This is a genomic window from Streptomyces sp. NPDC040405 (assembly GCF_055595765.1).
The window spans coordinates 1-25,494 of sequence record NZ_JBVIVI010000004.1; the positions used below are offsets into that span (position 1 = coordinate 1).

Genomic DNA, 25,494 nt, shown 5'->3' on the forward strand with positions numbered 1-25,494 from the left:
ACGCCCGGTTACATTTCGAACCCGGAAGCTAAGCCTTTCAGCGCCGATGGTACTGCAGGGGGGACCCTGTGGGAGAGTAGGACGCCGCCGAACAAATATTGGAGAGAGGTCTGTCGGGAACTTTAGTTCCCGACAGACCTCTCTTTTTGTTGTGTTGCGGGCCACTCGGTGTTCATGTTGCCTGGGCAACATGCCGTTCATGGGGACTCCAACGGATGAGCTGTGGCGTGAGTTGACCCGGTCGGGCGTACGGCCGGGCGACGAAGTGATCGTGCCGTCCTACGGCACACCCGAAGCGGCGGAAGCGGTGCTCCTGGCCGGCGCGAGGCCGGTGTTCGCGGACATCGACGCCGAGACCTTCTGCATACACCCGGACGCTGTGGCCGGGGCGCTCACGCCCCGGACCGCGGCCATCGTGGCCATACACACCTTCGGACACCCGGCCGACATGGCGCGCCTCACCGGGCTGGGACAGCGGCACGGCGTGCTGGTGGTCGGACACGGCGCCGTGTGCGAGCCCGTCGGAGAGGTACTGCGCCGACAGGCCAACGCGGCCTATCTGAACGGAAAGTTGCGCGGGGTCGTCACCCCTGCGTCCAAGCCCGGCATGGAACACACCTATCAGCAGTACGTCGTGAGGGTGCCGGGCAATGGACGCCCGGACCGGGACGCGTTCGCCCGTACGCTGCGGTCTCGCGGCGTCGTGTGCCACGTACCCATTCAGACCCCGGCGCACCGCACCGCGCGCTTCCGGCGCGATCTGTGGCTCGCGGAGACGGAGCGGGCGGCCGACGAATGCCTCGCGCTGCCCGTCGACCCAGCCATGTCCCGGCGGGAGTTGCAGCGCGTGGTCTCGGCCTGCAATGCGCTGGGAGGCCTGTTGCAGTCAGCGGCCTGAGCGATCGAGGGGCGGGTGGTCGAGAGCGCACTCGAATTCGGGTATGATCTATCTCGTTGCCGCGCCCCAATAGCTCAGTCGGCAGAGCGTCTCCATGGTAAGGAGAAGGTCTACGGTTCGATTCCGTATTGGGGCTCTCCTGCGAAAGGCCCCCGCCAACCGGCGGGGGCCTTTCGTCGTGTTGAACTGCTTGAACAGCGCCGAGGGCGCCGGGGCACCCGGTGGTGCCCCGGCCGTGGCGGTCAGGCGTCCTGCAGCTCGGGGACGCGCATCGCGAGGATCGCCATGTCGTCGGACGGCGGTTCGGCCGCGAAGCGCTCGACCGCGCGCAGCACCCGGGCGGCCACCGCTCCCGCGTTGAGCCCGGTGCAGGTCGTGAGGACGTCCACCAGACCGTCGTCGCCGAGCATCCTGGTGCCCTCGCGCCGCTCGGTCACCCCGTCGGTGACGCACAGCAGGACGTCGCCCGGGTCGAGCGTCACCGTCTGCTCGTACAGCTCCAGGTCGTCCATGACGCCGAGCAGCGGCTGCGGTTCGGCCGCCGCCTCGACGGAGCCGTCCTGGCGCAGCCGGAGCGGCAGCGGGTGACCGGCGCAGACCACCTTGAGCACCGCGCCGCCGTTCTGCTGCGGCCACAGCTCCCCGTACAGGAGGGTGAGGAAGCGGCTGCGGGCGCCCTCGTCGAGGATCGCCGCGTTGAGCCGCTCCAGGACCGCCGGGCCGCCGAAGCCCTCGCGGGCGAGCAGCCGCAGCGCGTGCCGGGCGAGACCGGTGACCGCGGCGGCCTCCGGTCCGGTGCCGCAGACGTCGCCGATGGCGAAGCCGTACGCGCCGTCGCGGATCGGGAAGAGGTCGTAGAAGTCACCGCCGACCTCGTTGCCCTCACCGGCGGCACGGTAGATGACCTCGACCTCGACTCCCTCGGAGACCTCCGGCAGCTCCGGAGGCAGCAGACTGCGCTGCAGGGACTGGCTGATGGCGGTGCGCTCCGAGTAGAGCCGCGCGTTGTCCAGCGCGAGCGCCGCCCGGCGCGAGAGGTCCTCGGCCAGCTCCAGGTTCTCCTGGCGGAAGTGCTCGTCGGTGGGCTTGCCGAGGGTGAGCATGCCGATGACGCGGTTACGGGCCACCAGCGGCAGGACGACCGTCTCGCCGCCGACGGCGGACGCGGTCGCGAGCGAGGCGCCCGGGCCCGAGGAGGGCCGGGCGGAGTCGCCGAGGCTGAGGCTGCGCAGCGAGGTGCGCAGCGCGGCCGCGTGGGCCGCCTCGTAGGGGCCGGTCCAGCCGCGGGCGCCGCCGGTGGGCACCTGCTCCGGTGGGTCGATCTTGGTGAGCAGCGCCTTGAGGCCGTCGATCCGGTCCTCGTCCTCATGCAGGACGTACGACAGCTCCGGGTCGGATGCCTGGTCGGCGACCGTATAGACGGCGCACCAGCTGGCCAGGGTGGGCACCGTCATCTGTGCCATGAGGGCCAGCGTCTGGTCGCGGTCGAGCGTGCCCGCGAGGAGATCGGACGCCTCGACGAGGAACGAGAGGGAGCCGCGGCGCAGCCGCTCCAGCTCGGTGAGGCGGGCGCGTTCGACGGCGAGGGCGATGCGGTCGGCGGCGAACTGGAGCCGCAGCGCTTCCTCGTTGCTGTAGCGGCCGGGGGACTCGGCGGCGACGCCGAGCGAGCCGGTGAGCCGGCCCTCGACCTTGAGGGGGACGGTGACGACCGAACGCATACCGGTGTTGACGAGCAGGGGCACCGCGCCGGGAAGGGCGGACAGATCCTCGTGGACGGCGGGCATCCGGGCCGACCCGTAGCGCCCGGTGCCCGCTTCCACGGGGACGCGGGCGAACCGCTGCCGGGCGGACGGCAGGCCGGTGGAGGCCCGCACCTCCAGCTCGGTCTCGTCGTCGGTGGCGAGCAGCAGATAGGCGGCGTCCCCGTCGAGCATGTCGCGGGCGCGTTCGACGGTGCGCTGGAGGAGTCCGTCGAGGTCGTCGGGGGCGGGCGAGCCGATGAAGACCTCGAAGGCGTCGCTGGCCGGGCCGCGGTCGGAGGGGTCGGAGGTGTCTGCCGCGGCCCCGCGCATCGGGCTCTGCAGCACGGCGCGCTCCTGGTCGCGGACCAGGAGGCAGACGGTGGAGGGATCGCCGTCGGCATCGCGGATGCGCAGGTGGGAGGCGTAGACGGGGGAGACCCGTCCGTCGGCGCCGCGGATGCCGTACGAGCCCTCCCAGCGGGAGAGCTGGAGCGCCTCGGCGACGCCGGTGCTGGTGCCGGGGGTGTGCGGCCAGGCGGCGAGATCGGTCAGGGGCTTGCCGACGATCTGCTCCGGGCTGTAGCCGAACAGTTCCTGAGCGTCGTCGTTCCAGGCACTGATGAGGCCGTCGCTGTCGACCTGGACGACCCCGACGTGGACCCGGGCGTCGGCGATCGGCAGGGCACTGGAGGGCAGCGTGGGCCCGGCGGCCCGGGTTCCGGCCGGCCGCTCGGGGAAATCGAGCTGGAACCAGACCTGCTTGTGGGTGGCCGAGTACTCGACGCCCCAGCGTGCGGCGAGTGCGGCGCACAGTAGCAGACCACGGCCGCCTTCGCGATCAGGGCTGCCGAAATGGTGGCCGCCGTTGCTCTGGAGCGGAACTTCCCGTTCGGGGTAGCGGTCGGCGACCTCGACGCGGACACCGGTCTCCGCGCGGATGCACACGACATCGGCGGTGGTGCCGGCGTGCACCACCGCGTTGGTGACAAGTTCGCTGGTGAGGACGACCGCGTCGTCCACGATGTCGGTCAGACCCCAGCCCTGCAGGGTGTCCCGGACAAAAGTGCGGGCGGCGGCGACCGAGCGTCCGACCGGCTCGAAGGTGGCGGCTGCCCGCGCGGTGATCACAGGTCTCCTCATTTGTGTCTCGGCGAACTGCTCACCCATGTCGCAGCGCCCCTCCGATGCCTGGCCGGATGCCAGGTTACTTACCTCAACCGCCCCCGCGAATGCCGGTCTGCCGTGATTCCACCCGGAGGGGGCTGGCGCCGGTATGCGATGCTGCCGAACTGTTATGGCCTGGTTGGGCCATGGTGAAACACTGGGCAAGCTGGAAGAAGAACCCGACGAGGACGGTCAACCCTGCGGGAGGGACACGGTGGAGTCTGGCGCAGCGGCGCGGGGCACGAACACGCGCGCGAAAGGCGGACGGTCCCGGAGCAATGGGACGACCGAAGTGGATACGGCGGCCCTGAACCGGCTGCTGACCGCGATGACGGCGATGCGGGACGGCAACTTCCGCAAGAGGCTGACGGTCTCGGGCGAGGGCGTGATGTCCGAGATCGCCGCGGTCTTCAACGAGGTCGCGGACCGGAATCTGCAGCTCACGGGTGAGCTGACCCGGGTGCGGCGGGTGGTGGGCCGTGAGGGAAAGCTCACGGAGCGGCTGGAGACCGGGGCCTGTGAGGGGCAGTGGGCGGCGGCTATTGACGCGTCCAACGCCTTGGTGGACGATCTTGTGCGGCCGGTGTCCGAGGTGGGTCGCGTGCTGTCCGCGGTCGCCGAGGGCGACCTGGAGCAGCGCATGGACCTGCGGGCACAGGGTGCCGATGGGTCGGCGCATCCGCTGCGCGGTGAGTTCCTCAAGGTGGGGCGCACCGTCAACGGGCTGGTGGATCAGCTCTCGGCGTTCACCGACGAGGTGACGAGAGTCGCCAGTGAGGTCGGCACCGAGGGCAAGCTGGGCGGCCAGGCCCGGGTGCGCGGTATGTCGGGTTCGTGGAAGGACCTCACGGAGTCCGTCAACACGATGGCGTCCCGGCTCACCGCTCAGGTGCGGGATATCGCGCTCGTGACGACGGCGGTGGCGAAGGGTGATCTGTCCCGGAAGGTCACGGTTCACGTGTCCGGGGAGATGCTCGAGCTGAAGGAAACCGTCAACACGATGGTGGACCAGCTCTCCTCGTTCGCCGCCGAGGTGACCCGGGTCGCCCGTGAGGTGGGCACCGAGGGCGAACTGGGCGGCCAGGCGAAGGTGCCGGGCGTCGCGGGCGTCTGGAAGGACCTGACGGACTCGGTCAACCTGATGGCGGGGAACCTCACCGCCCAGGTGCGCGGGATCGCCCAGGTCACGACGGCGGTCGCCAACGGTGATCTGTCGCAGAAGGTGACGGTGAGCGCACGCGGCGAGGTCGCGCAGCTCGCCGACACGATCAACACGATGACGGAGACGCTGCGCACCTTCGCGGACGAGGTCACGCGAGTGGCCAGCGAGGTCGGCGCCGAGGGGCTGCTGGGCGGTCAGGCGCAGGTGCCGGGTGCGGCGGGAACGTGGAAGGATCTCACCGATTCGGTGAACACCGCCTTCCGTAACCTGACGGCGCAGGTGCGGGACATCGCCCAGGTGACGACCGCGGTGGCGAACGGCGATCTGTCGCAGAAGGTCACCGTCGACGTGGCCGGGGAGATGCTGGAGCTGAAGAACACCGTCAACACGATGGTGGATCAGCTGCAGTCCTTCGGTGCCGAGGTGACCCGGGTGGCCCGGGAGATCGGTGTCGAGGGCGAGCTGGGCGGTCAGGCGCAGGTGCCGGGTGCGGCGGGAACGTGGAAGGACCTCACCGATTCGGTGAACACCGCCTTCCGCAACCTCACCGGACAGGTGCGCAACATCGCCCAGGTGACGACCGCGGTGGCGAACGGCGATCTGTCGCAGAAGGTCACCGTCGACGTCTCCGGCGAGATGCTCAAGCTGAAGAACACCGTCAACACGATGGTGGATCAGCTCTCTTCGTTCGCCGACCAGGTCACCCGCATGGCGCGGGACGTGGGAACCGAGGGCCGGCTGGGCGGCCAGGCCCGGGTGGACGGCGTCAGCGGCACCTGGAAGGACCTGACCGACTCCGTCAACTCGATGGCGGGGAACCTGACCTCGCAGGTGCGCGGTATCGCCCAGGTGACCACGGCGGTCGCCCGCGGCGATCTGTCGCAGAAGATCGAGGTGGACGCGCGCGGCGAGATCCTGGAGCTGAAGAACACCATCAACACGATGGTCGACCAGCTGTCCGACTTCGCCGAGCAGGTGACCCGGGTCGCCCGCGAGGTGGGTACGGACGGGCGTCTCGGCGGTCAGGCGCAGGTACCCGGGGTCGCGGGCGTCTGGCGCGACCTGACCGACTCGGTGAACGGCATGGCGGGCAACCTCACCGCCCAGGTCCGTAACATCGCGCAGGTCGCCACGGCGGTCGCGCGCGGTGACCTCTCGCAGAAGATCGACGTCGACGCCCGGGGCGAGATCCTGGAGCTGAAGAACACCCTCAACACGATGGTCGACCAGCTGTCGTCCTTCGCGGAGGAGGTCACCAGGGTCGCCCGGGAGGTCGGCACCGAGGGCCAGTTGGGCGGCCAGGCCGAGGTGCAGGGGGTCTCCGGCACCTGGAAGGACCTGACCCAGTCCGTCAACGGCATGGCCAACAACCTGACGTCCCAGGTGCGTTCCATCGCCGAGGTGACCACGGCGGTCGCCAAGGGCGACCTGTCGAAGAAGATCACGGTGGACGCCAAGGGCGAGATCCTGGAGCTCGTCACCACCGTGAACACGATGGTCGACCAGCTGTCGTCGTTCGCCGAGCAGGTCACCCGGGTGGCCCGTGAGGTGGGTACGGAAGGGCAGTTGGGCGGCCAGGCGCGGGTGCCGGGCGTGACCGGCATCTGGAAGGACCTCAGCAACAACGTGAACCTGATGGCCAATAACCTGACCATCCAGGTGCGCAACATCTCGCAGGTCTCGGCCGCGGTCGCCAACGGCGATCTGACGAAGAAGGTCACGGTCGAGGCGCGCGGCGAGGTCGCGGCGCTGGCCGACACCGTCAACACGATGGTGACGACGCTGTCCTCGTTCGCCGACGAGGTCACCCGTGTGGCGCGCGAGGTGGGCACGGACGGAATCCTGGGCGGCCAGGCGCGGGTGCCGGGCGTCTCCGGGACGTGGAAGGACCTCACCGAGTCCGTGAACTCGATGGCGTCCAACCTGACCGGACAGGTGCGCAACATCGCGATGGTCACCACGGCGATCGCCCAGGGTGACCTGACCAAGAAGATCGACATCGAGGCGCGGGGTGAGATCCTCGAACTCAAGACCACGATCAACACGATGGTGGATCAGCTGTCGTCGTTCGCCGACCAGGTGACCCGGGTGGCCCGCGAGGTGGGTACCGAGGGGCAGCTGGGCGGCCAGGCCCGGGTGCGGGACGTGGCCGGTACCTGGAAGGACCTCACCGAGTCGGTGAACGAGATGGCCGGGAACCTGACCCGTCAGGTGCGCGCCATCGCCGAGGTCGCGACCGCGGTCACCCGCGGCGACCTCAACCTCAAGATCGACGTGGACGCCTCCGGCGAGATCCAGGTCCTCCAGGACCACATCAACACCATGATCGCCAACCTCCGCGAGACCACGCTCGCCAACAAGGAGCAGGACTGGCTGAAGGGCAACCTCGCCCGGATCTCCGGTCTGATGCAGGGGCGGCGCGACTTGGAGGACGTCGCCCGGCTGATCATGAGCGAGCTGACCCCGGTGGTCTCCGCCCAGCACGGCGCGTTCTTCCTGGCGGTGCCGATCGGTGACGGCACCGAGGTGGTCGCGGACAGCACCGCCGAGGAGGGCTACGAGCTGCGGCTGATCGGCTCGTACGGCTACTCCATCGGTTCGATGCCCACGTCCTTCCGGCCGGGCGAGACGCTCATCGGCACGGTCGCCGAGGAGAAGCGCCCGATCCTGGTGGAGAACGTGCCGCCGGGTTACCTCAAGATCGCCTCGGGTCTCGGCGAGGCGGCCCCGGCGCATGTGATCGTGCTGCCGGTGCTCTTCGAGGGGCAGCTGCTCGGCGTGGTCGAGCTGGCCTCGTTCCAGCCCTTCGCGCAGATCCAGAAGGACTTCCTCAACCAGATCGCCGAGATGATCGGCACCAGCGTCAACACCATCAGCGTCAACACCAAGACCGAGGTGCTGCTCAAGCAGTCCCAGGAGCTGACCGAGCAGCTGCGGGAGCGGTCGGCGGAGCTGGAGAACCGGCAGAAGGCGCTCCAGGCGTCCAACGCGGAGCTGGAGGAGAAGTCCGAGCGGCTGGCCCGGCAGAACCGCGACATCGAGGTCAAGAACACCGAGATCGAGGAGGCCCGGCAGGTTCTCGAGGAGCGCGCCGAGCAGCTCGCGGTGTCGATGCGCTACAAGAGCGAGTTCCTGGCGAACATGTCGCACGAGCTGCGCACGCCGCTCAACTCGCTGTTGATCCTCGCCAAGCTGCTCGCGGACAACGCCGAGGGCAATCTGTCGCCGAAGCAGGTGGAGTTCGCCGAGACGATCCACGGCGCCGGTTCGGATCTGCTGCAGCTGATCAACGACATCCTCGACCTGTCGAAGGTCGAGGCGGGCAAGATGGACGTCAGCCCGACGCGGATCGCCCTGGTCCAGCTCGTCGACTACGTGGAGGCGACGTTCCGGCCGCTGACCGCGGAGAAGGGCCTCGACTTCTCGGTCCGGGTCTCGCCGGAGCTTCCGGCGACGCTGCACACCGACGAGCAGCGGCTGTTGCAGGTGCTCCGCAACCTGCTGTCCAACGCGGTGAAGTTCACCGACGGCGGCGCGGTGGAGCTGGTCATCCGGCCCGCCGGGGTGGATGTGCCCAACGCCATCCGGGAACAGCTGCTGGAACACGGCGCGTTGCGTGACCCGGAGGGCGAGATGATCGCCTTCTCGGTCACCGACACCGGTATCGGTATCGCCGCGAGCAAGATGCGAGTGATCTTCGAGGCGTTCAAGCAGGCCGACGGGACCACCAGCAGGAAGTACGGCGGCACCGGCCTCGGCCTGTCCATCAGCCGGGAGATCGCCCGGCTGCTCGGTGGTGAGATCCACGCGGCCAGTGAGCCGGGCCGCGGTTCGACCTTCACGCTGTACCTGCCGCTGCACCCCAGCGAGCTGCCGCCGCACGGCTACCCGCAGCTGACGCCGGGCAGCGTGGGTCCGCCCGCGCTGGAGGCGTACGACCCCGCCGAGGACGACGAGGACGACGAGTCCGAGGCCGGGGCGGAGCGGGCGCCTGAGCACGACGTCACCGCCGACGCCACGGCGCAGCGGACCCGCGGGGCCGCCGGGCTCTTCCGGCGGCGTCAGCGGACCGAGCAGGAGCCGTCACGGGCTCCCGAGCCGCAGACGCCCGCCCCGGAGATCCGCCGGAACGGTGGCGGCCGGGCGTCCGGCCGTCAGCCGCAGGCATCCGAGCCGTGGATGCTGGGCGGCCAGGATCTGGTGGCCCCGGAGCCCGCGGGCGGCTTCCACGGTGAGAAGGTGCTCATCGTCGACGACGACATCCGCAACGTCTTCGCGCTCACCAGCGTGCTGGAACAGCACGGGCTGCAGGTGCTCTACGCCGAGAACGGGCGGGAGGGCATCGAAGTCCTGGAGCAGCACGACGATGTGGTGCTCGTCCTGATGGACATCATGATGCCGGAGATGGACGGCTACGCCACGACGGCGGCGATCCGCAGGATGCCGCAGTTCGCCGGGATGCCCATCATCGCGCTCACCGCGAAGGCGATGAAGGGCGACCGGGAGAAGAGCATCGAGGCGGGTGCGTCGGACTATGTCACCAAGCCCGTCGACACCGATCATCTTCTGACGGTGATGGAGCAGTGGATGTCGGATGAGTGACCAGGTGAAAGGCAGAGGAGTGTCCGATGGGACACCGGACACCATCGTGGTGTTGACTGACTGTCGCCGAACACGTGTGGGAACGCGGGAATCGGGGAACCTTCTGGTCTCTCGCCGCGTTTCTGCTACGTGCACAGTGACATCGCGGTGACAGGGTGTGGCGAACAGCGGGGTGCGGCTACCATGACCGGCACAAGGACGGGCGACGCAAGGGAGTCGTCCCCTGGGGCGGCGCCCGGTGCTTCCCCCAGCGCTTCGAGCTGGGGAGACCCCAAGCCGGGACGAGGAGGACGGGGCATGGTGCAGAAGGCCAAGATCCTCCTGGTCGATGACCGGCCGGAGAATCTGCTGGCGCTGGAGGCCATTCTCTCCGCGCTCGATCAGACCCTGGTGCGGGCATCGTCAGGGGAAGAAGCGCTCAAGGCGCTGCTGACGGACGACTTCGCGGTGATCCTGCTGGACGTCCAGATGCCGGGCATGGACGGTTTCGAGACCGCGGCGCACATCAAGCGGCGGGAGCGGACCCGGGACATCCCGATCATCTTCCTCACCGCGATCAACCACGGCCCGCACCACACCTTCCGGGGGTATGCGGCGGGCGCGGTCGACTACATCTCCAAACCCTTCGACCCGTGGGTGCTCAGAGCGAAGGTCTCGGTCTTCGTCGATCTGTACATGAAGAACTGCCAGCTGCGGGAGCAGGCTTCCCTGCTGCGGCTGCAGTTGGAGGGTGGCCAGCCCGCCGCCGGTGATAAGGAGTCGGCCGGGCTGCTGGCCGAGCTGTCCGCCCGGCTCGCCGCCGTGGAGGAGCAGGCCGAGGCGCTGTCCAAGCAGCTGGACGAGTCGGCCGACGCGGCTGCCGTGGCCACCGCCGCCCATCTGGAGCGCAAGCTCACCGGTCTGCGCCGGGCGCTGGACGCGCTGGAGCCCGGCGCGGGCAGCGGAGCCGGTCAGGTCCCCTCGCAGAACTAGGGGGTGTCTCGCCGATCATGCCGGGCTCCCGACGCCTGGCACGGCACCTCGCGGCCCCGCGCTCGTCGCACGCAGCGCCTCCCCCAGCTACCGCTGGGCGGTGCCCCCCTGCGCTCTCCTCACGCGGGTTGCGATGCTCCCCCGGCTACCGCTGGGAGGTGCCCCCTGCACCAGACGCCGCTCGCTGATCCGGCCTGACCGACAAGACACCCCCTAGCGCCGCACCGCCGCGTGGCCACCCGGCCGTTGACGTCCTGTCACTCTCCCTTCACCGTCTGGCCGGTGTCGAGCCCGGATGCGACACGGATGTGACCTCGGTGGCGCGGGATGCCCATGCCATACGTGCTCCGTACGGCGGACGCGGGTAATCTCGCCTCCATGGCCTCTCGTACGTCCGGCAAGGGTTCCCAGAGCACCGCGGGCACCTCGAAGAAGCGCGCCGGGCAGTCCGGAGGCGCTGTGAAGAAGGCGCCCGCGAAGAAGGCGGCGGCCAAGAAGGCGCCCGCCAAGAAGGCAGCCGCGCCCGCGAAGAAGGCGGCCCCGAGGAAGAAGGCGGCCGCCAAGGCCGCCCCGCCGCCCGCCCCCTACGCCACCAGCGGTGTGTACCGCGCCGCGCGCGCCGTCTGGATGGGCCTCGCGCGCACCGTCGCGGCGATGTTCCGTTCCATAGGGCGCGGCGCGAAGGGACTCGACCCGGCCCATCGCAAGGACGGCAGCGCGCTGCTGCTGCTCGCCCTGGCCCTGATCGTCGCGGCCGGGACCTGGTCCAACCTCCAGGGCCCGGTCGGTGATCTGGTCGAGATGCTCGTCACCGGCGCCTTCGGCCGCCTGGACCTGGTGGTGCCGATACTCCTGGGTGCCATCGCCGGGCGGCTGTTCCTCCACCCCGAACGCCCCGAGGCCAACGGGCGGATCGTCATCGGCCTGTCCGCGCTGGTGATAGGCGTCCTCGGACAGGTCCACATCGCCTGCGGCGCCCCCGGGCGCGGCCAGGGTGACGCGGCGATCCAGGACGCGGGCGGGCTGATCGGCTGGGCCGTCTCCCGGCCGCTGATCTACGCGATGGGCGATGTGCTGGCCGTACCGCTGCTGGTGCTGCTCACCGTCTTCGGGCTGCTGGTCGTCACCGCGACACCGGTCGCCGCGATTCCGCAGCGGCTTCGGTCGCTCGGCATCCGGCTCGGCGTGGTGCGGGACGAGGAGCCGGCGTACGGCGACGCGGCCGACGATGCCGCCGGGTACGCCGACGAATGGCGCGAGAAGCCCGCCAGGCAGCCTCGCGGGACCTCGCTGGAGAAAGCGGGCCCGGACGGCGCGAGCGACCCTGAGCAGGCCGAGGAGGAGGCTCTGCGCAAGCGTCGGCGGTCGCGTCGGCAGTCGTCCGTGCAGCCCCCGCTGGACCGCACCATGGACGCGGTGGACGTGGCGGCCGCCGCGGCCGCCTCGGTGGACGGCGCGGTGCTGCACGGCGTCCAGCCCTCACCGCTCGTCGCCGGGCTCAGCAACGGCATCTCGGGCGAGCACGACGACGGATCCGGCACCGGTGGGGTGCCGGTCACGGGCGATTCCGGCAAGGCCGGGCCGGGCAAGGGCAGGAAGGGCGGCGATTCCGCCGCGTCGGAGCGGTCCGAGGTCCCCGACCTCACCCGGACCGCCGCCGAGCCGGGCGAAGCGCTGCCGCCGCGCGCCGAGCAGCTGCAGCTCTCCGGCGACATCACCTACGCCCTGCCCTCGCTCGATCTCCTGGAGCGCGGCGGCCCCGGCAAGACCCGCAGCGCCGCCAACGACGCCGTGGTGGAGTCGCTGTCGAAGGTGTTCTCGGAGTTCAAGGTGGACGCCGCGGTCACCGGCTTCACCCGCGGCCCGACGGTCACCCGCTACGAGGTGGAGCTGGGCCCGGCCGTCAAGGTCGAGCGGATCACGGCGCTGACCAAGAACATCGCGTACGCCGTCGCCAGCCCCGATGTGCGGATCATCAGCCCGATCCCCGGCAAGTCGGCGGTCGGCATCGAAATCCCCAACAGCGACCGCGAGATGGTCAACGTCGGGGACGTGCTGCGCTCGGCCGACTCGGTGGGCGAGACGCACCCCATGGTCGTCGCGCTCGGCAAGGACGTCGAAGGCGGCTACGTGGCGCACAACCTGGCCACGATGCCGCATGTGCTGGTGGCCGGTGCGACCGGTTCCGGAAAGTCGTCGTGCATCAACTGCCTGATCACTTCGATCATGGTGCGCGCGACCCCGGACGACGTGCGCATGGTGCTGGTCGACCCCAAGCGCGTGGAGCTGACCGCGTACGAGGGCATTCCGCATCTGATCACACCGATCATCACCAATCCCAAGCGCGCGGCCGAGGCCCTGCAATGGGTCGTCCGCGAAATGGATCTCCGCTACGACGACCTCGCCGCGTTCGGCTTCCGCCACATCGACGACTTCAACGCGGCGGTGCGCGAGGGAAAGGTGAAGCAGCTCGAGGGCAGCGAGCGGGAGCTCAAGCCGTATCCGTATCTGCTGGTGATCGTCGACGAGCTGGCGGACCTGATGATGGTCGCGCCGCGGGACGTCGAGGACTCGATCGTACGGATCACACAGCTGGCCCGGGCGGCGGGCATCCACCTGGTGCTGGCCACCCAGCGGCCGTCCGTGGACGTCGTCACCGGTCTGATCAAGGCGAACGTGCCCTCGCGGCTCGCCTTCGCGACCTCCTCGCTGGCCGACAGCCGGGTCATCCTGGACCAGCCGGGCGCCGAGAAGCTGATCGGCAAGGGCGACGGGCTGTTCCTGCCGATGGGCGCGAACAAGCCGGTCCGGATGCAGGGCGCGTTCGTGACCGAAGCCGAGATCCAGGCGGTCGTCGCGCACTGCAAGGACCAGATGGCACCGGTCTTCCGGGAAGACGTCACGGTCGGGACGTCGAAGAAGAAGGAGATCGACGAGGAGATCGGCGATGATCTCGATCTGCTGTGCCAGGCCGCTGAGCTGGTAGTTTCTACGCAGTTCGGGTCGACGTCGATGCTCCAGCGCAAGCTGCGGGTGGGCTTCGCCAAGGCGGGCCGGCTGATGGATCTCATGGAGTCCCGCGGGGTGGTCGGCCCCAGCGAGGGGTCCAAGGCGCGCGATGTGCTCGTCAAGCCGGACGAATTGGATGGCGTGATCGCGGTGATCCGCGGTAAGGCTCACTCATAAGGGTATGGCGGGCAACCGTTTCCCCTGCCGAGACGTCAAGTTGAGGGAGGTGGCGGAGTGACGTCCCAGACTGCAGGCCGCACCGCAGGTCACAGGTCAATCCCGATGGCGGACAAACTCCGTCCTCCCGCTTGCCCGACCCTTTCGCCCCACCCCTAGACTGAACCTCCAGCAGGTGGCTCACGCTCGAAAGGCGCCCCCGTGTCCATCGGCAACGCTCTCGAAGACGGCAACTCCCCCGAAGACGACCGGCCTTCCGTCGGTCGCGCCCTCCAGCAGGCCCGCATCGCCGCAGGGCTGACCGTCGACGAGGTCAGTTCCGCCACCCGGGTGCGTGTCCCCATAGTGCAGGGGATCGAGCAGGACGACTATTCCCGCTGCGGCGGGGATGTGTACGCCCGGGGGCACATCCGTGTGCTCGCGCGCGCCGTCCGGCTCGACCCGGCGACCTTGATCAACCAGTTCGACGCCGAGCACGGCGGCCGGCCCGAGCCGACCCCGGCGGCGCCGCTTTTCGACGCCGAGCGCATCCGTCCCGAACCCCGCAGGCCGAACTGGACGGCCGCGATGGTCGCCGCGATCGTCGCCGTCGTCGGATTCGTCGGATTCACGCTTTTCAGTGGCGGCGACAAGAACGACGGCTCCTCGGTCGCGGACGAGACCGGCTCGGCCAAGCCGACCGCCTCCACCTCCAGCAGCCCCAGCGCCGCCCCCAGCAAGCCCGGCGGGCACAAGCCCGAGCCGTCCGAGAGCGCCATCGCGGGCGTCCCCGCGGACAAGGTCACCGTCAAGCTGACCGCGGAGGACGGCCAGAGCTGGATCTCCGCACAGGACCACAACGGGCGGCTGATGGAAGAGGGCGTGCTGCGGAAGGGCCAGTCCAAGACGTTCAGCGACAGCAAGCGCATCGACCTGGTGCTGGGCAACGCCGGGGCGATCAAGCTCTTCGTGAACGGCAAGGAAGTCAAGAACCTGAGCGACAGCGGCTCGGTCCAGCGTCTGAGCTACACCAAGGGCGATCCCGAAGCGGGCTGACCAGCCCGGCGACGGGGTGGGAGACCTGGCAGCAGAGGCCGGGGCTGCGACAAAGTAGTCTGAGCCCATGCCCGAACGCCGCACTGTCGCCCTTGTCACCCTTGGCTGCGCCCGTAACGAGGTGGACTCGGAGGAGCTCGCAGGCCGCTTGGCGGCGGACGGCTGGAAGCTCGTCGAGCAAGCCGCCGACGCCGACGTCGCCGTCGTCAACACCTGCGGTTTCGTCGAGGCCGCCAAGAAGGACTCGGTCGACGCCCTGCTGGAGGCGAACGATCTGAAGGACCACGGCCGCACCCAGGCGGTCGTGGCCGTCGGCTGCATGGCCGAGCGGTACGGCAAGGAACTCGCCGAGGCGCTGCCCGAGGCCGACGGGGTGCTCGGCTTCGACGACTACAGCGACATCTCCGGCCGACTGCAGACCATTCTCTCCGGCGGCATCCACGCCTCCCACACCCCGCGCGACCGTCGCAAGCTGCTGCCGATCAGCCCAGCCGAGCGGCAGGACAGCTCCGCCGTGGCGCTGCCCGGCCACGCCCAGGACACCCCGCCCGAGGACCTGCCCGCCGGTGTCGCCCCGGCCTCCGGCCCGCGCGCCCCGCTGCGCCGCAGACTCGGGAACAGCCCCGTCGCCTCCGTGAAGCTGGCCTCCGGGTGCGACCGGCGGTGCTCCTTCTGCGCCATCCCGTCCTTCCGCGGCTCGTTCATCTCCCGCCGTCCCTCCGATGTGCTGGGCGAGACCCGGTGGCTGGCCGAGCAGGGGGTGAAGGAGGTCATGCTGGTCTCCGAGAACAACACCTCCTACGGCAAGGACCTGGGCGACATCCGGCTGCTGGAGACGCTGCTGCCCGAGCTGGCCGCGGTGGACGGGATCGAGCGGATCCGGGTCAGCTACCTCCAGCCCGCCGAGATGCGGCCCGGGCTGATCGACGTGCTGACCTCCACCGAGAAGGTCGCCCCGTACTTCGACCTGTCCTTCCAGCACTCCTCGCCCGGGGTGCTGCGCCGGATGCGCCGCTTCGGCGACACCGACCGCTTCCTGGAGCTGCTGGAAGCGATCAGAGGCAAGGCGCCGCAGGCAGGCGCCCGCTCGAACTTCATCGTCGGATTCCCCGGCGAGACCGAGGACGACGTGGCGGAGCTGGAGCGTTTCCTCACCGAGGCGCGGCTCGACGCGATCGGTGTCTTCGGGTACTCGGACGAGGACGGCACCGAGGCCGCGGGCTACGAGGAGAAGGTCGACCCGGACGAGGTCGCGGACCGGCTGGAGCACATCTCGCGGCTCGCGGAGGAGCTGACCGCCCAGCGGGCGGACGAGCGGCTCGGCGAGACCGTCACGGTGCTGGTGGACGAGATCGACGAGACCGGTGCCGTACTGGGCCGGGCCGCCCACCAGGCGCCGGAGACCGACGGGCAGACGCTGCTCCGCACGTCGGCCCGGCCCGCCGCGGGACGTATGGTCGAAGCGAAGGTGATCGCGGCGGAGGGAGTGGACCTCGTCGCGGAGCCGCTGGAACCGCTGGAGCAGCGGGGCGGCGGCGCGTCTACCGAGGAGGCGGACAGATGACAGGCGTCCCGGCCTCCGCCGCGGGGAGCCACCACCGGGCCGCCGCGGCCGCCCGGCCCGCCGGATTGTGGAACATCGCCAACATCCTCACCATGGCGCGCCTGGTCCTGGTGCCCGGGTTCGTTTTGTTGATGTTCCATGACGGCGGCTACGACCCGGCCTGGCGTGCCTACGCCTGGGCCGCCTTCGCCATCGCCATGATCACCGACCTGTTCGACGGGCATCTGGCCCGCCGGTACAACCTGGTCACCGACTTCGGCAAGATCGCGGATCCCATCGCGGACAAGGCGATCATGGGAGCGGCGCTGATCTGTCTGTCGGTCCTCGGCGATCTGCCGTGGTGGGTGACGGGCGTGATCATCTTCCGTGAGCTGGGGATCACCCTGATGCGGTTCTGGGTGATCCGGATCGGGGTCATCCCGGCCAGCCGCGGCGGGAAGATGAAGACCCTCGCCCAGGGGGTGGCCGTGGGGATGTACATCCTCGTGATCACCGGACCGCTGGCCACGCTGCGGTTCTGGGTGATGGCCGTGGCCGTCGCCCTGACCGTCCTCACCGGCCTCGACTACGTACGGCAGGCCCTGGTACTGCGCCGGGCGGGCCGCGCGGCGGCGAGCGGCGGTGCGGGGGAGGAGCCCGGGCAGGAACCGGCCCGGTGAGCGGCGAAGAGACGGCGGCGGCGCGAGACGGTGCCGCTGAGGCGAGTGCGGCCGAGGTTCTGGCGCTGCTGAGGCGGCGCGGGCAGACCGTGGCCGTCGCCGAGTCCCTGACCGGCGGCCTGGTGGCCGCGGAGCTGACCGCCGTGGACGGGGCCTCCCACGCCTTCCGCGGCTCGGTGACCGCGTACGCCACCGATCTCAAGCGCGAGCTGCTGGGTGTGGACGGCGCGCTGCTGGCCGAGCGCGGGGCGGTGGACGCGGAGGTCGCCCGGCAGATGGCCGAGGGAGTACGGCGCGCCCTGGGTGCCGACTGGGGCGTGGCGACCACCGGTGTGGCGGGTCCCACATCGCAGGACGGCCACCCGGTGGGCACCGTCCACGTGGCCGTCGCCGGGCCCTCGAACAGACCGGCGGCCGCGGCGCTGCGGCTGGAGGGGGACCGGGCCGGAATCCGCGCACAGAGCGTCCACGCGGTGGTCAAGCTGCTGTTCAGCGAATTGATCGCGACAGCGGGGGCACAGGATACGGAACAACACGGCGAATTTTGATGTTTGCAGCCCTGAGTGAACACGACATCGCTCCCCGCACGGGCACAGCCAGAGGCGGTACGGTGGGGCGAGAAGGATCCGGATCCGAGGTCCGAGGAGGGAGCCAGCGATGATTCTGCTCCGTCGCCTGCTGGGTGACGTGCTGCGCCGGCAGCGCCAGCGCCAGGGCCGTACTCTGCGCGAGGTTTCCTCCTCCGCCCGGGTGTCGCTCGGCTATCTGTCAGAGGTCGAGCGCGGGCAGAAGGAAGCCTCGTCCGAGCTGCTGTCGGCGATCTGCGACGCCCTGGACGTACGGATGTCACAGGTCATGCGCGAGGTCAGCGACGAGCTGTCGCTCGCGGAGCTGGCGGAGTCGGCCACGGCGAGCGAGAAGGTGCCGGCACCGATGCGTCCGATGCTCAATTCGGTATCCGTCTCGTCCGTGACAGGCGTTCCGGACGAGCGGGTGACCATCAAGCCGCCCAAGGAGGCTGTGGACGTCGTGGCGGCCTGACGGCCTTCACGTCGACGTCAGCGCGGAAGCTCTTCGAGCCCCGGCCCGGTAGCGATACCGGACCGGGGCTCGATGTTTGACCGGCGGCTTTCAGGTCACCTGACTGGTGGAGAGGTAATCAAGGGGGGCCAAACGGTCGAACAGGAGGAAGCGGATGTCTGTGGTCAAGAGCCCGCTCGCCGAGGAGAACCTCAAGGTCGTCAGTGACGCTCTGCAAGGCGCCCTCGTCGACCTCGTGGACCTCGCCCTGGTGGGCAAGCAGATCCACTGGACGGTCATCGGACCGCGCTTCCGCACGGTGCACTTCCAGCTCGACGATGTGGTGTCGACGGCCAGGACGCACGCCGACACCGTCGCGGAGCGTGCCTCGGCGCTAGGGATAGCGCCGGACGGACGGGCCGAGACGGTGGCCAAGCAGAGCGCCGTCGGCAACGTCAAGGAGGGCTGGACCCAGGACAAGGACGCGGTGCGGACGCTCGTGGACGCGCTCGGGTCGATCATTTCGCGCATGCGCGAGCGCATCGCCGCGACGGACGAGCCGGACCCGGTGACCCAGGACATTCTCATCGGGCTCACCCGGGACCTGGAGAAGCACCACTGGATGTTCCAGGCGGAGAACGTCAACGGACACTGAGCGACGAGACAGGGGCGGTGCTTCCGCTCGCACCCTGTGTGGTCATCGCCGGGGCAACGGCACCCGCTCCCCGGCGATGGCCGCACAGTCTGCGAGCTGACGGACGTCGGCTCATGGGCCGGTCGCGGGTGTGCCCCGCTCTGGGTGCGCCCCGCGGCGCGGCTGGGCACACTGGGGGAGCGCGGGGGTCCGACACGCGCTGACGGGCCTTCTGTGCGCCCTCCCGCCGCGTGCGAACTGGCGTCTAGCGTCGCCCGCTAGCGTCGCCCGAAGGAGGCAGCATGGCAGCCGTGGGAGGGGCCGGCACGCTGCGCCGAAGGCCGGTTCGATGGGCGATAGCGCTCGTTCTCGGCGTCCTGTGGTGGTGGTCCGTGCTCCGGCTGGCGGTGCAGCCGACCGGGACCGGGCCGGTCGAGGGGGCGTTCGCCATCGGTGGCTGGGGGCTGAGCCTGCTGCCCGTGCACTGCGGCCCCTCGCCCCGGCGCGGACGCGTGCGCGAGCGGATCACCAGGGCATCGCGACTCCGCCATTCGGGCGCAGAATCTGGCCCGTCGTGAAGGCGGAGGCGTCCGACGCCAGATGCAGCACCGCATGGGCGATGTCCTCCGGCTCGCCGACCCGCCCCAGCGGTGAGTGACGGATCATGGGTGCCTCGGCATGTCCCTGCTCCTCGGCGCTGCTGCGCCGCGTCATGGGCGTACGGACCCAGCCGGGGGCGACCGCGTTGACGCGGATGCCGTGGCGTCCCACCTCGGCGGCGAGGGTCCGGGTCAGCTGGACCACGGCGGCCTTGGCGACGCCGTAGCACAGCAGCCCGGGGGTGCCGGAGTCGATCGCGCCGGACGCCATGGTGACGATGGACCCGCCCGCACCGTGGTCGATCATGGCGCGGGCCGCCTCCTGACAGCCGTACAGCACGCCCTTGAAATTGACCGCCAGCACCCGGTCCAGATCGGCCTCCGCGGTCTCCAGGACCGGGCTGCGGTGCATGATCCCGGCGATGGCCGCCAGCACGGCGAGATGGCCCCCGGCGCGGACGGCCGCCGTGGCGGCGGCGGAGACGACGGCCGCGACTTGGGCGCGGTCGGTGACGTCGAGGGGGTGGGCGTGGGCGCTGCCGCCGTCGGAGGTGATGCGCTCCGCGGTGCGGCGGGTGCCCTTCTCGTCCAGGTCGGCGCAGTGCACGACTGCCCCGGCCGATGCCAGCAGGACGGCGGTGGCGCGGCCGATGCCGCTCGCGGCGCCGGTGACCAGTGCGGTGCGGCCGGTGAGGTCGTACGCCGTGACGGTCATGTGGCGACGGTACGACCGGATCTGACGGCCCGTCAATTACTCTGCCGGGGACGGTTCCGGCTGGCACACCGGGCACCAGAAGGTCGTGCGCTCCTGACCCGCGCGCCCCTGGGCCGCGGCGCGCACCGGCGTACCGCAGCGCAGACAGGGGCGCCCGGCGCGGCCGTACACCCACAGCCGCCGGTCGGGGCGCGCGTGCGTCGTGGTGACCCGGGCCCGGCGCGTCCGGTTGGCCTCCAGAAGCCGCTTGGCGAGGGCCACCAGGCGCTCGGGGGAGGGGACGCGGCCGATCGGCAGCCAGGGCGCGAGCCGCAGCATGAAGCACAGCTCGCACGCGTACACATTGCCGATCCCGGCCAGGTTGCGCTGGTCCAGCAGCGCCTCGTACACCGGGCGGGACGGATCGGCGAGCAGCCGTCGCAGCGCCTCGTCCGGGTCCCAGTCCGGGCCGAGGAGGTCGGGCCCGAGGTGGCCCACCGCGCGGTCCTCGTCCGCGGTGCGCATCAGCTCCAGGACCGGGAGGCGATAGCCGACGGCGGTGCGCTCGGCCGTGGCCAGCACGGCGCGGATCTGGTGGTGCGGGCCGCCGCGCCAGCGCTCGCCGTGCCCGTACACCAGCCATGCGCCGTCCATCCGCAGATGGGAGTGGAGGGTCAGCCCGCCCTCGACCCGGGTGAGCAGATGCTTGCCGCGCGCGACCACCTCGAGGACCCGGCGGCCGGTGAGGTCGACGGTTGCCAGCCGGGGCACCCGCAGATCACATCCGGTGAGCGGCGGGCCGGCCAGTGCGTCGTGGAGGCGCCGGGCCGTCTGCCGGACGGTGTCGCCCTCGGGCATCTCCGCCCCCTCACGGGCGCAGCCGCAGGCCGCGCGGGGTCGCGTGGAAGCCCGCGGCCTCCAGGACGCGGCCGGTCGGCGAGGACAGCGCCGCGGCGCCGTTGATCCGCTCGACGGTCACCGAGCCGAGGGCGCCCGCGCGGGCGGACTGGGCCAGGGCCTCCATGGCGGTACGCAGCCGGGCGTCGTCCTCCGGGGACGCCGCCTCGCCGCCCGGCCAGGCGAGCAGGGTCTTGCCGCCGCGCTCCATGTAGAGGGCCAGCTCGCCGTCGGCGAGCACCACCAGCGCCCCCGCCTTGCGGCCCGGACGGTGGCTCGCGCCCTCGGGCGGATCGGGCCAGGGGAGGGCCGCGCCGTACGCGTTGGCCGGGTCGGCGGCGGCGAGGACGACCGTACGCGGCGACGACTTCCCCGGCGGACCGCTGAAGGGCGCGCCCGCCGACGCGCCGCCCCCCGCCCGGTCGCGCGCCGTGCTGACCGCGCGCAGCCGGTCGACCGCGCCGTCCATCGCGAACTGCGCGGCACCCAGCCCCTCCACCACATAGCCGCGGCGCGCCTGGCCGGTCTCCTCGAAGGCCGACAGCACCCGGTACGCCGCGGAGAAGCCGCCCTCCACTCCCTCGGCAGCGACCGCCCCGCGGGTGACCACTCCGTGCCGGTCCAGCAGGGTGCGCGCCAGGGCGTGCGCGCGATGGGTGGGCTCGAGCTCGCGCTCCGGCAGCAGCGACCAGCGCCCGGCGACGGTCGGCGGCCCGCTGCGCGAGGCGGTGGGGCGGCCGGTGCGCCCGGTCAGCGTGCCGTACCGGCCCCGGGGGACCGAGCGCTTGGCGCGGTGGGCGGTGGCGCCCGCGGTGCGGCCCGAGCCCAGCAGGGAGCGCAGCGGGGCCAGGGTGTCGCCGGTGAGCCGACCGGACCAGGCCAGATCCCATATGGCCTCCGCGAGCTGGGCGTCCTGGAATTCGTGACCGGCGGCCCGGACGTGCTCCGCGATCTGCCGGAAGAACAGACCGAAGCCTCCGGCCAGCGCGTCCAGCACGGCCTGGTGGAGCGGCCCCGCCTCGAAGGGGTGCGGGGTGTGCAGAAGCAGCGGCGCGGTCTCGGCGAGATGGAGGCTCACCCAGCCGTCCTTGCCGGGCAGCGCGCCCGCCCCGGCCCAGACGACCTCACCGGCGGCGGTCAGCTCATCCAGCATCGTCGGGTTGTAATCGCCGACCCGGGAGGGCAGGACGAGCTTCTCCAGGGCGGACGCCGGGACCGGTGCGCCTTGGAGCTGCTCGACGGCGCGCACCAGCCCGTCGATGCCCCGCAGGCTGTGGGTGCCCAGATGCTGCCACTGGGGGAGGAAGGCGGCGAGCGCCGAGGGCGGTACGGGCTCCAGCTCCTGGCGCAGCGCGGCAAGTGACCGGCGGCGCAGCCGGCGCAGCACGGTGGCGTCGCACCACTCTTGTCCGAGGCCCGCCGGATGGAACTCGCCCTGCACGACGCGGCCGCTCGCTGCCAGGCGCTGCAGCGCGCCGTCGGTGACGGCCGTGCCCAGGCCCAGCCGGGCGGCCGCCGCGGCGGAGGTGAACGGGCCGTGGGTGCGGGCGTAGCGGGCCAGCAGATCGCCGAGCGGGTCGGCCACGGGCTCGGTGAACGCCTCGGGGACGCCGACCGGCAGCGCCGTGCCCAGCGCGTCGCGCAGCCGCCCCGCGTCCTCGACGGCCGCCCAGCGCTCCTCGCTCGCGATACGGACCCGGATGGCGCGCCGGGCCCGCTCCAGCTCGGCCGCCCACGCCGGGTCGGCGCCCCGCTCGGCAAGCTCGGCGCCGGTGAGCGGGCCGAGCAGCCGCAGCAGATCGGCGACGCCCTCGGTATCCTTGACCCGGCGGTCCTCGGTGCGCCACTGCAGCTCGCGCTCCAGCTCGGCCAGGACATCGGCGTCCAGCAGCTCGCGCAGCTCGGCCTGGCCCAGCAGCTCGGCCAGCAGCCGCGAGTCGAGGGAGAGGGCCGCCGCGCGCCGCTCGGCCAGCGGCGAGTCGCCCTCGTACAGGAACTGCGCCACATAGCCGAAGAGCAGCGAGCGGGCGAAGGGGGACGGCTCCGGGGTGGTCACCTCCACCAGCCGCACCCGCCGGGCCTCCAGGTCGCCCATCAGCTCGGTGAGGCCGGGGACGTCGAAGACGTCCTGAAGGCATTCGCGGACGGCTTCCAGGACGATGGGGAACGAGCCGAACTCGCTCGCCACCTGGAGGAGCTGGGCGGCGCGCTGACGCTGCTGCCACAGGGGAGTGCGCTTGCCGGGATCGCGGCGGGGCAACAGCAGGGCGCGCGCGGCGCATTCGCGGAACCGGGAGGCGAACAGGGCCGAGCCGCCGACCTGATCGGTGACGATCTGGGACACCTCGCCCCGGTCGAAGGCGACATCGGCCGCACCGATGGGGGACTGCTCGCCGTCGTACTCGGTGCCCTGCCGCATCGGATCCGAGTCGAGCAGGTCCAGGCCCATGAGGTCCGCGTCGGGAAGCCGCAGCACGATGCCGTCGTCCGCGTGCATCACCTGGGCGTCCATGCCGTACCGCTCGGACAGCCGCGCGGCGAGCGCGAGCGCCCAGGGGGCGTGGACCTGCGCCCCGAAGGGGGAGTGGACCACCACCCGCCAGTCGCCCAGCTCGTCCCGGAAGCACTCCACCACGATCGTCCGGTCGTCCGGCACATGGCCGCATGCCTCGCGCTGCTCACCCAGGTACGCGATCACGTTGTCGGCGGCCCAGACGTCGAGCCCGGCGGCCAGCAGCCGCGCCCGGGCCTTTTCCGGGGTCAGCGCACCGACCTCCCGCAGGAACGCGCCCAGCGCCCGGCCCAGTTCGAGCGGGCGGCCGAGCTGGTCGCCCTTCCAGAACGGGAGCCGGCCGGGGACGCCGGGAGCGGGGGAGACCAGGACGCGGTCGCGGGTGATGTCCTCGATCCGCCAGGACGTGGTGCCCAGGGTGAACACATCGCCCACCCGCGACTCGTAGACCATCTCCTCGTCCAGCTCCCCGACCCTGCCGCCGCCCTTCTTGGGGTCCGCACCCGCCAGGAAGACGCCGAACAGCCCGCGGTCGGGGATGGTGCCGCCGGAGGTCACCGCGAGCCGCTGCGCCCCCGGCCGCCCCGTGACCGTATGGGCGACCCGGTCCCACACCAGGCGCGGCCGCAGCTCGGCGAAGGCGTCGGAGGGATAGCGGCCCGCGAGCATGTCGAGGACCGAGGTGTACGCCGACTCCGGGAGCGAGGCGAACGGGGCGGCGCGGCGGACCAGGGCCAGCAGCTCCTCCACGTCCCAGCTGTCCATGGCCGTCATGGCGATGAGCTGCTGGGCGAGCACGTCCAGCGGGTTCGCGGGCACCCGCAGCGACTCGATGGACCCCTCCCGCATCCGCTCGGTCACCACCGCCGCCTGCACCAGATCGCCGCGGTACTTGGGGAAGACCACCCCGGTGGAGACCGCGCCGACCTGGTGGCCCGCCCGGCCCACCCGCTGCAGCCCGGAGGCCACCGAGGGCGGCGACTCGACCTGGACGACCAGGTCCACCGCGCCCATGTCGATGCCCAGCTCCAGGCTGGAGGTGGCGACGACGGCGGGCAGCCGGCCCGCCTTCAGATCCTCCTCGACCAAGGCCCGCTGCTCCTTGGACACCGACCCGTGGTGCGCACGGGCGAGCAGCGCGGGGGCGCCACGGGCCGCACCGGCCTCGGCCATCAGCTCGGCGGGGGAGTGGTCCTCGGGCAGCGCCTCACCGGTGGCCCGCTCGTAGGCGATCTCGTTGAGCCGGTTGCACAGCCGCTCGGCCAGCCGACGGGAGTTGGCGAAGACGATCGTGGACCGGTGCGCCTGGACGAGATCGGCGATCCGCTCCTCCACATGCGGCCAGATCGACGGCTTCTCGCCAGGCTGCCCGTCCTGGGCCGGGGAGCCGCCCAGCTCCCCCAGGTCTTCCACGGGGACGACCACCGACAGGTCGAACTCCTTGCCCGAGGGCGGCTGGACGATCTCCACCGTGCGCCGCGGCGACAGGAAGCGCGCCACCTCGTCCACCGGGCGCACCGTCGCCGACAGGCCGATCCGCCGGGCGGGCCGGTCCAGCAGCTCGTCCAGCCGCTCCAGGGACAGCGCGAGATGCGCGCCGCGCTTCGTCCCCGCGACGGCGTGCACCTCGTCCAGAATCACCGTCTCCACCCCGCGCAGCGCCTCCCGGGTGCCGGAGGTGAGCATCAGGAACAGCGACTCGGGGGTGGTGATGAGGATGTCCGGCGGGCGGGTGGCCAGGGCGCGGCGCTCGGCGGGCGGGGTGTCGCCGGAGCGGATGCCCACCCGGATCTCCGGCTCGGGCTCGCCGAGGCGCACCGACTCCTGCCGGATGCCGGTGAGCGGGCTGCGCAGATTGCGCTCCACGTCCACCGCCAGGGCTTTCAGCGGCGACACGTACAGCACTCGGCAGCGCTTGCGGGGCTCGGCGGGCGGCGGCTCGGCGGCCAGCCGGTCCAGCGCCGCGAGGAACGCCGCCAGCGTCTTGCCCGAGCCGGTCGGGGCGACCACCAGCACGTCCGAGCCCTCGCCGATCGCCCGCCATGCCCCCTCCTGCGCGGCCGTGGGCGCGGTGAAGGCGCCCGTGAACCACCCGCGGGTGGCCGGGGAGAATGCGTGCAGCGCCGACCGTGCCATGCCACCCATCGTGCA

15 protein-coding genes, 1 tRNA gene and 1 rRNA gene are annotated in these 25,494 nt (G+C 71.3%); 13 read left to right on the forward strand and 4 right to left on the reverse strand.

Annotated features, from left to right (window positions below):
• The 3 genes from rrf to ACZ59A_RS17845 all read left to right on the forward strand — a co-directional run.
• Positions 1–93: ribosomal RNA gene (gene rrf, locus ACZ59A_RS17835) — 5S ribosomal RNA — on the forward strand; the annotation flags it as partial.
• Positions 94–199: 106 nt separating this feature from the next.
• Entirely contained in the window at positions 200–898 is a 699-nt protein-coding gene (locus tag ACZ59A_RS17840) for a DegT/DnrJ/EryC1/StrS family aminotransferase (protein ID WP_470959721.1), read from the forward strand.
• Positions 899–961: 63 nt separating this feature from the next.
• A tRNA-Thr gene (locus ACZ59A_RS17845) sits at positions 962–1,034 on the forward strand.
• Between the two features lie 106 nt (positions 1,035–1,140).
• Here the strand turns inward: ACZ59A_RS17845 and ACZ59A_RS17850 are convergent.
• Entirely contained in the window at positions 1,141–3,771 is a 2,631-nt protein-coding gene (locus ACZ59A_RS17850; RefSeq protein WP_470959723.1) for a SpoIIE family protein phosphatase, read from the reverse strand.
• 250 nt (positions 3,772–4,021) lie between these two features.
• Here ACZ59A_RS17850 and ACZ59A_RS17855 point away from each other — a divergent pair, with 250 nt between their 5' ends.
• From ACZ59A_RS17855 to ACZ59A_RS17900, 10 genes are all read left to right on the forward strand, one after another.
• Positions 4,022–9,571 (forward strand): HAMP domain-containing protein, encoded by a 5,550-nt coding sequence (locus tag ACZ59A_RS17855; protein ID WP_470959725.1) that lies wholly within the window; start codon positions 4,022–4,024, stop codon positions 9,569–9,571.
• A gap of 297 nt (positions 9,572–9,868) precedes the next feature.
• Positions 9,869–10,543, forward strand: coding sequence for a response regulator (locus ACZ59A_RS17860; protein ID WP_009714629.1), 675 nt, complete (start codon positions 9,869–9,871; stop codon positions 10,541–10,543).
• 378 nt (positions 10,544–10,921) lie between these two features.
• A complete protein-coding gene (locus tag ACZ59A_RS17865; protein ID WP_470959727.1) occupies positions 10,922–13,729 on the forward strand; it encodes a DNA translocase FtsK in 2,808 nt (935 codons plus the stop codon).
• Positions 13,730–13,930: 201 nt separating this feature from the next.
• Positions 13,931–14,764 carry a helix-turn-helix domain-containing protein gene (locus tag ACZ59A_RS17870; RefSeq protein WP_470959729.1) on the forward strand — a complete coding sequence of 278 codons (834 nt, stop codon included), beginning with the start codon at positions 13,931–13,933 and terminating at the stop codon, positions 14,762–14,764.
• Positions 14,765–14,831: 67 nt separating this feature from the next.
• Complete coding sequence (rimO, locus tag ACZ59A_RS17875) at positions 14,832–16,328, forward strand: 30S ribosomal protein S12 methylthiotransferase RimO (RefSeq protein WP_468047981.1); 1,497 nt, start codon at positions 14,832–14,834, stop codon at positions 16,326–16,328.
• The gene (gene pgsA, locus ACZ59A_RS17880) at positions 16,325–16,987 is read left to right on the forward strand and encodes a CDP-diacylglycerol--glycerol-3-phosphate 3-phosphatidyltransferase (RefSeq protein ID WP_470959731.1); all 663 of its coding nucleotides are present in this window, start codon (positions 16,325–16,327) and stop codon (positions 16,985–16,987) included. Before rimO ends, pgsA begins: the two co-directional genes overlap by 4 nt.
• The gene (locus tag ACZ59A_RS17885; protein ID WP_470959733.1) at positions 16,984–17,535 is read left to right on the forward strand and encodes a CinA family protein; all 552 of its coding nucleotides are present in this window, start codon (positions 16,984–16,986) and stop codon (positions 17,533–17,535) included. Before pgsA ends, ACZ59A_RS17885 begins: the two co-directional genes overlap by 4 nt.
• 109 nt (positions 17,536–17,644) lie before the next feature.
• On the forward strand, positions 17,645–18,028 hold the full coding sequence (locus ACZ59A_RS17890; RefSeq protein WP_468047975.1) for a helix-turn-helix domain-containing protein: 384 nt from the start codon (positions 17,645–17,647) through the stop codon (positions 18,026–18,028).
• Positions 18,029–18,182: 154 nt separating this feature from the next.
• Positions 18,183–18,662, forward strand: a complete 480-nt coding sequence (locus tag ACZ59A_RS17895) for a Dps family protein (RefSeq protein ID WP_468047973.1) — start codon at positions 18,183–18,185, stop codon at positions 18,660–18,662.
• A gap of 281 nt (positions 18,663–18,943) precedes the next feature.
• Complete coding sequence (locus ACZ59A_RS17900; RefSeq protein ID WP_470959735.1) at positions 18,944–19,219, forward strand: hypothetical protein; 276 nt, start codon at positions 18,944–18,946, stop codon at positions 19,217–19,219.
• Here ACZ59A_RS17900 and ACZ59A_RS17905 read toward each other — a convergent pair.
• The 3 genes from ACZ59A_RS17905 to ACZ59A_RS17915 are packed head-to-tail and all read right to left on the reverse strand — an operon-like array spanning position 19,167 to position 25,479.
• Positions 19,167–19,955 (reverse strand): SDR family NAD(P)-dependent oxidoreductase, encoded by a 789-nt coding sequence (locus tag ACZ59A_RS17905; RefSeq protein WP_470959737.1) that lies wholly within the window; start codon positions 19,953–19,955, stop codon positions 19,167–19,169. The two genes, ACZ59A_RS17900 and ACZ59A_RS17905, sit on opposite strands and share 53 nt — an antisense overlap.
• Before the next feature lie 36 nt (positions 19,956–19,991).
• Positions 19,992–20,792 (reverse strand): Fpg/Nei family DNA glycosylase, encoded by an 801-nt coding sequence (locus tag ACZ59A_RS17910; RefSeq protein ID WP_470959739.1) that lies wholly within the window; start codon positions 20,790–20,792, stop codon positions 19,992–19,994.
• A gap of 10 nt (positions 20,793–20,802) precedes the next feature.
• Positions 20,803–25,479 (reverse strand): ATP-dependent helicase, encoded by a 4,677-nt coding sequence (locus ACZ59A_RS17915; protein ID WP_470959741.1) that lies wholly within the window; start codon positions 25,477–25,479, stop codon positions 20,803–20,805.
• Positions 25,480–25,494 lie beyond the last annotated feature (15 nt).

Excerpts from the sequence above, each read along its gene's own strand:
- ACZ59A_RS17840 (WP_470959721.1), top strand. The coding sequence starts at position 200 with ATGGGGACTCCAACGGATGAGCTGTGGCGTGAGTTGACCCGGTCGGGC.
- ACZ59A_RS17860 (WP_009714629.1), top strand. The coding sequence starts at position 9,869 with ATGGTGCAGAAGGCCAAGATCCTCCTGGTCGATGACCGGCCGGAGAAT.
- ACZ59A_RS17865 (WP_470959727.1), top strand. The coding sequence starts at position 10,922 with ATGGCCTCTCGTACGTCCGGCAAGGGTTCCCAGAGCACCGCGGGCACC.
- rimO (WP_468047981.1), top strand. The coding sequence starts at position 14,832 with ATGCCCGAACGCCGCACTGTCGCCCTTGTCACCCTTGGCTGCGCCCGT.
- pgsA (WP_470959731.1), top strand. The coding sequence starts at position 16,325 with ATGACAGGCGTCCCGGCCTCCGCCGCGGGGAGCCACCACCGGGCCGCC.
- ACZ59A_RS17890 (WP_468047975.1), top strand. The coding sequence starts at position 17,645 with ATGATTCTGCTCCGTCGCCTGCTGGGTGACGTGCTGCGCCGGCAGCGC.
- ACZ59A_RS17895 (WP_468047973.1), top strand. The coding sequence starts at position 18,183 with ATGTCTGTGGTCAAGAGCCCGCTCGCCGAGGAGAACCTCAAGGTCGTC.
- ACZ59A_RS17900 (WP_470959735.1), top strand. The coding sequence starts at position 18,944 with ATGGCAGCCGTGGGAGGGGCCGGCACGCTGCGCCGAAGGCCGGTTCGA.
- ACZ59A_RS17905 (WP_470959737.1), bottom strand. The coding sequence starts at position 19,955 with ATGACCGTCACGGCGTACGACCTCACCGGCCGCACCGCACTGGTCACC.
- ACZ59A_RS17910 (WP_470959739.1), bottom strand. The coding sequence starts at position 20,792 with ATGCCCGAGGGCGACACCGTCCGGCAGACGGCCCGGCGCCTCCACGAC.
- ACZ59A_RS17915 (WP_470959741.1), bottom strand. The coding sequence starts at position 25,479 with ATGGCACGGTCGGCGCTGCACGCATTCTCCCCGGCCACCCGCGGGTGG.